The sequence below is a fragment of the Streptomyces sp. NPDC020362 genome, from assembly GCF_040642095.1.
Taxonomy (GTDB): Bacteria; Actinomycetota; Actinomycetes; order Streptomycetales; family Streptomycetaceae; genus Streptomyces.
Window position 1 is genome coordinate 1 of the sequence record NZ_JBFAET010000327.1, and the last position, 6122, is coordinate 6122.

Below are 6122 nucleotides of genomic sequence, written 5' to 3' on the forward strand. Positions count from 1 at the left end.
ATCACCCGGCGGGCTGCCTCGCCCACAACGACCTGCTCACCGACGACACGGTCTCCCAGCAGGTACGGGCCTTCCTGCGCGGCTAGGACTGCCGTCGGCTCCCCTCGTCCACACGGTCGGCACCGGCCCGCCCGCGCTCCGAGCGCCTCCTCCAACGAGCCCTGCGCGAAAGGATGTTGGAGCGAACGCCGACAGCACGGCGGTCCGTCGCCGGACGCCGACCCCAGCTCCACGCCCGGGCTCCGGCGGACTCGCCGAAAACATCGGTGGACACTTCTGCGACAGCGGCCCCGGGCCTATGGTGAGCCGTCACTTCCATCTGCGGTGAGGGGAACTGATGGTGCCCAGAGCCAGGATCCTCCGGTACGTCGCCGTCTGTGCGGCAGCCCTCCTGTCCTGCGCCGGGCTCGCCGCCACGGCGTCCGCCGACAGCGCTCCGGCCGGCCCGAACCCGGTGGCCGTCCGGCTCGACGCCTACTGGACCCCGGGCCGTATGGCGGCCGCCCTGCCCGCCGACACCGAGAAGGGGGACGAGGCCGGCACGACGCCACCCACGCTCTCCCCCACGGTGGACGGGCCCCGGCCGGGCGAGTACATCCCGCCGAGCCGGAGCTTCGACGGCATCCCGCAGGCCGGCACCTTCTTCTGGACGGACGCCACCAACACCGGCCGTACGTGCAGCGGCTCCGTCGTCCGCAGCCCCGGCCACGACCTCGTCCTCAGCGCCGGGCACTGCCTCCAGGGCTACGCCGGCACGTCTCCACGCCGCCACCTCGGATTCGTCCCGCAGTACCACGACGCGCTCAAGCCCTTCGGGATCTTCCCCGTCCGGACGAACGGCGTGTACGTCTCACAGCAGTACTACGACCTCGGCGAGCACGCCGGAGCCGAGTACGACTTCGCCTTCGCGGTCACCGAGCCCAACCAGGACGGAACTCGGCTGCAGGACGCGGCCGGTGGGGTCCAGCTGCTCACCGGGACGGGCTACTACCACGCGCCCGTGCGGATGATCGGCTATCCGGGCGGAGCGGAGAAGCCGCTGGAGTGCTGGAGCTGGACCACCAGGTGGGACAGCGACGACGACGCCGACCCGGGGACGTTCCCGCGCATCGCCTGCGACGCGTTCGTGGGCGGAACCAGCGGCGGCCCCATGCTCGTTCCCTGGCCCGGCGGCTGGGCCGTCATCGGAGTGATCGGCGGCTACCACACCGGCGGCAACACGCCGCAGGTCTCCTACAGCGCCTACTTCGGGACGGCCACCGAGGCCCTGTACCGCGCCGCGATCACCGGCGCGCCGCCCGCGGGACCGACCGCCCCCACGGGCTCGTAGGCGGTCTGGGCAGGCCCGGCGACGGTACGGCACCCGGTCGTCGTCTCCCCTCACTGCCTCACGGCGTAGAAGTGCATCGGCGAGTTCGGCTTGAAGCCGATGCGGGGATACACGGGCGCCCCTGCTGCGGTCGCGTGCAAGGTGGCGCGGGTGAGCCCGGTGGCCAGGGCGCCCTCGTGCAGGGCCTTGCGCGTCACCGCCTCTCCGTAGCCCCTGCGTTCCCATTCCGGGGCGGTGGCGACGAGCACGACGAAGAGACGGCCGTCTGCTTCCACCGTCGCGGCGCACGTCACCGGGACACCGTCCCGTACACCCAGGTAGGCATGCACCTCGTTCTTCCACAGCGTGGACCCCAGAAGCCCGTCGCGGCCGTCCTCCAGCGGGAGTCCGTAGGCACGTGAGTTCAGGTCCGCGTACGCCTGCAGCTGTTCGTCGGTGGTCGCCCGCACGAAGGTCAGATCGGGGTGGGACGGCTCGGGGACGGGGAGGAGGTCTCCGGCCATGCCGACGCCGGGAAAGGCGTACCCAAGGCCCGCCTTCTCGGCCGCTGTCCGCACTCCCGCGCGTGCCTCGTCCCCGAGGAGGTCCTCGAAGAGCCACAGGAGTCCGGGATATTTCTTCGAGCGCATGATGTCCGCCGCCTGGCTCAGACGCTGTCCGAGAACAGCCGCGTCCGTGTCGACCTCGGTCAACGTGATGCAGTTCCAGAAGGGGAAGCGGCAGTCCGCCCAGCGGACCGCGATGCCCGGGAGCTCCCGCACATCGGCATTCGCATCGCGGTCGAGGACCATGGCACGCCAGACCACGGCGAGCTGCTCCATCGATTCGATCGACTCCCTGCGACGCGTCATCAGGTCCCCTCGAGTGCTGGAGTTGTGGAAAAGCCCTCGGATCGGCATACACGCCCTGCAGAAGGCCGTACTGCCCCGCATCAGCCGCTTCCAACCGGTTCGGGCACGGAAACACACCCGTCTCAGCCCGTGCGGCACTCCGTCGAGGCCACCGCCCCCGGCCGTGCGCCCGTCTCCGGCCCTCGGAGGCCCGGCCTGCCCGAGGACGACATGAACAAGATTCTCCGGCGGACCCTGGCGCAAGTCGCCACCGTCCCCGGCGGGTTGTCCGGGCAGGATGGAGACCGGGCGTACCGGGAGCGGGCCCCGGGCAGCGAAGGCCCTGCCCTGCTCGAGCCGTCACCGCCCCGGCACAGCGCCTCGGCGTCGTCCCGGCGAAGCCACCGGATCGCCGGCCACCGTCGGTGAGCTGCGCCGCACCCTGCACTCCCTCGTCCACCCGGCGGGGACCACTGCCCACCACGAAGGAACTCGATGACCCTCCGCGAGATCAAGCCCGGCGGCCGCGGCTTCCTCTACGTCAACTCCCACCCCGAGGGCTGCGCTGCCGTCGTCGACGACCTGTGGCAGCGCACCCCCGCCCCCGCGGTCTCCCCGATCGAGCCGGGCGCCGTTGCCCTGATCATCGGCTCCAGCGCCGGATACGGCCTCGCCACCGCCGTCGCGGCACTGCGCACATACCGGATGCGGGGCCTAGGCATCGCCTTCGAGACCCCCGAGACCGAGCGCCGCACCGCCACCGCCGGGTGGTACCGCACCGCCCGCACCGCCGAACTCGCCGGACCGGATGCCGACTTCGCCTTCCTCAACGCCGACGCGTTCTCCACCGCGGCCAAGGAACAGGCCCTGGACCACCTCGCCGCCCGGTACGGCAAGGTCGACTACCTCATCTACAGCGTCGCGGCACCGCGCCGCACCGACCCTGCCACCGGCGAGGTCCACCACTCGGTGATCAAACCCCTCGGATCCGCCTACCGGGCCAAGACCCTGCAGTTCGACGGCGACGCCCCGCTCGTCGGCTCCCTGGAACTCGCGCCTGCCGTCGACGCGGAGCGCGACGCGACCGTGCAGGTCATGGGCGGCGCCGACTGGCGGATGTGGAACGACGCCCTGGCCGACCGCGGCCTGATCCACGACGGCTTCCACACCGTCGCGCTCTCCTACGTCGGCTCCGACCTGACCGCGCCGATCTACCGGTCCGGCACCATCGGCACCGCCAAGCAGCACCTGGAGGACACCGCCCGCGGCCTCCAGCAGGACCTGGCCCCGCTCGGCGGACAGGCCCACACCGCCGTCGCGGGTGCGGCCGTCACCCAGGCCTCCACCGCCATCCCCTCCATCGCCCTCTACACCAGCATCCTCCACGCGGTCCTGGGCGACGGCTTCCAGAGCACCGCCCAGCAGGCGACCGCACTGTGGCAGCAGCTCACCGGCGCGGCACCGCTCCACCTCGACGAGCAGCAGCGGATCCGCCTCGACGGGTGGGAGCTGGACGACAAGGTCCAGGACGCCGTCCGCGAACGCTGGACCGCCGCTACCACCGGCACCCTCACCGAACTCGCGGACACCACCTGGTTCCGGGCCCAGGTCGGCCGGCTCTACGGCTGGAACGTTCCCCGCATCGACTACGGCGCCGCGGCCCAGACCACGATCCCCTGGCCGGCCACGATCCTCTAGTGCTCCTCGACGGTCCTGGAAGGGGCCGGGGCGGCGATGCGATCATCCACAGCCCGGCGCTCCTCGTCCCACCCCTCCGGGGCGTACCACCCGGATACGGGCGGCCACCCGCCCCCACCAGGGCGACGCCGCCCTCGTATCAGTGGCCACCCACCGACAGACCTGTCCGAATCACCCCGCGACACATCCCGGGCAGTCAACGCATCACAGGGACACACCACTTGTGCCGGAGTCGGCCGGCATGACCGGCGTGTAGTCGCCGAGGGTGCGACGCGCTGTCCATCCCTGGGCCTGGGCCTTGGACACGTCGAGGACGACGGAGTTGGCCAGCTGGTCGACGGCGTAGCGGGTGAGCGGTGGCTCCGTGTGCGGACGCAGCCGGGCCACGGCCTCGGCAGCACCCGCCGCGGTGCGGGCGAGCGTCGGCGGGATGTGACCGATCCGGGCCCGGACGCCGTGGGCGCGCAGGACGGTGCGTATCGCCTCGTCACGTTCGTACGGCGCCGGGTCGGCGATGTTGTAGGCGCCCGGCTGCCAGTCGGCAGCGGCGAGAGAGGCGTCGGTGAGGTTCTCGACGGCCGTCAGGCTGAGGAGAACGCTGCGGCCCGGCAGCAGGAGCCGGCCACGGCGGACGCGGGACAGCAGCCGGGGTACCAGGTGCGGGTCTCCATGGCCGTAGACCGCCCGGGGGCGAAGCACCACGGCGCCGGCGGCGAGCGCCAGCGCCTCGCCCGCGGCCTTGGTGCGGCCGTACGCGTTCAGCTGGCCGCGCACAGGGTGATCCTCCGTGATCCGGGACCGGCCGGGGCCGGGCGCGTAGACGCTGGCGCTGCTCACCCACACCACCGGGCGGCCGACGGCCGCCTCGAGGAGCCGCGCCGTGCCGTCGACGTTGACGGCACGCATCGCGGCTTCCGCGGGGGAACCGGGTATCGGGTCGCCCACGGCTGCCGCGCAGTGCACGACGAGGTCGGCGCCGGACAGATCCGGCACCTCGCCTGCGGCGTCCCAGAGGACGTGCCGGCCGGCCGGGCCGGGGCGGCGTCCGACGCACAGGACGTCGGCGCCTCGGGCAGCGGCCGTGGCGGCCACGTGGGAGCCGCAGAAGCCGCTCGCCCCGGTGACGGCGATCGTGGTCATCGGCTCTCCAGGGGCTTCGGGCCTTCGGCCGCCCGGATGGTGAGGGAGCGCCAGCCGGGCAGGGCCGCGCGCCGGTCGACGCGGGCGCGCACGACGGTGGGACGGTGGGGGGCGAGCATGGCGAGGGTGTCGTCGAGTTGGGCTCGGGCCAGCCGTGCGCCGGGACAGGCGTGGGTGCCTGCCCCGAAGACGAGCTGGGCCACGGCGGGCGGAGCCGGTTGCCGGGCGTTCGGGGGTTCGCTGTGGGCCCGCGCGGCGTGCCGAGCCACCAGGATCAGGCGGTCCCCGGCCCGTACCGGGCACCCGTCGAGGTCCGCGTCGGCGGCCGCCACGCGCGGCAGGAGCGGAGAAGGGGCGATCACCCGCAGGAGTTCGCCCACCAGGGCCGGCCGCAGCCGGTCGTCGGCCGCTTCGTCCCACAGCCGCACGTCGGCGCACCAGGCGACGGCACGGGGAAGGGCAGCCACGGTGGTGTTGACGGCGGCGACGGCGAGCATCGCCCGAAGGGCCGTCTCCCCGCCCGCGCCGGAAGTGGCCGGGGCGAGCATCGCCTCCAGCCGCGCCGTGGCCGTGGCCGCCGCCCGGGCGGAGCCGGGCAGCCGGGGCCCGGGCAGGTGATCGCGTACCGCGGCTGCCGCGGCGCGGGCCGCTGCTTCGGCGAGGCCCTCCGGGTCCGGGGAGCTGTCCAGCAGCGCACACACCGTCGCTCCGGCAAGTTCGCGGGCCAGCGGCACGAGGTCGACGGTGTTGCCCGCGCCGAGCGGGGCGAGGCGGCGGTCGAGGACCTCTCGCCACACCGGGCGCAGCCGCTCGACACCGGCAGCGCCGAGATCGTCGGCGACCGCGCGCCGGGTGTCACGGTGACCGGCGCCTTCCTGGTCGAAGAGCGTCCCGCCGGCGGACAGTTCCCGGGCGGCGCCGCCGGTGGTGCCGGCCGCGGTGCGGTCCAGCGGAATGCCGGTGAGGGCGCGCCGGTACGGGTCGGTGCCGTGCACCAGCACCGCACCGCCGATCCGGGCCACGGCCCGGCGGCGCGTGGCGGCGAGGAGAGCGAACAGCAGGGGACGCGACCGGGTGTACACACGCCGGTCGCGCCGGCGTGCCGCACGGAATGCGGGCGCGCT

At 73.6% G+C, this 6122-nt stretch carries 5 protein-coding genes; 2 read left to right on the forward strand and 3 right to left on the reverse strand.

Annotated elements, in window-relative coordinates; all coding sequences use genetic code 11:
- Positions 1–337: 337 nt before the first annotated feature.
- Positions 338–1330, forward strand: coding sequence for a hypothetical protein (locus AB0H32_RS45975; protein ID WP_361134965.1), 993 nt, complete (start codon positions 338–340; stop codon positions 1328–1330).
- Between the two features lie 50 nt (positions 1331–1380).
- On the opposite strand, the gene AB0H32_RS45980 is transcribed toward AB0H32_RS45975, so the two are convergent.
- Positions 1381–2181, reverse strand: coding sequence for a GNAT family N-acetyltransferase (locus AB0H32_RS45980; protein ID WP_361134968.1), 801 nt, complete (start codon positions 2179–2181; stop codon positions 1381–1383).
- A gap of 474 nt (positions 2182–2655) precedes the next feature.
- Here AB0H32_RS45980 and AB0H32_RS45985 point away from each other — a divergent pair, with 474 nt between their 5' ends.
- Positions 2656–3858, forward strand: a complete 1203-nt coding sequence (locus AB0H32_RS45985) for an enoyl-[acyl-carrier-protein] reductase FabV (RefSeq protein WP_361134971.1) — start codon at positions 2656–2658, stop codon at positions 3856–3858.
- 204 nt (positions 3859–4062) lie between these two features.
- Here AB0H32_RS45985 and AB0H32_RS45990 read toward each other — a convergent pair whose 3' ends face one another.
- Both AB0H32_RS45990 and AB0H32_RS45995 read right to left on the reverse strand, forming a co-directional pair.
- Positions 4063–4998: an NAD(P)-dependent oxidoreductase gene (locus tag AB0H32_RS45990; protein ID WP_361134974.1), complete on the reverse strand. Its 936-nt coding sequence runs from the start codon at positions 4996–4998 to the stop codon at positions 4063–4065.
- Positions 4995–6122, reverse strand: a 1128-nt coding sequence (locus tag AB0H32_RS45995; RefSeq protein WP_361134977.1) for a cytochrome P450, incomplete at its 5' end; no start/stop codon positions are given. The genes AB0H32_RS45990 and AB0H32_RS45995, both read right to left, overlap by 4 nt.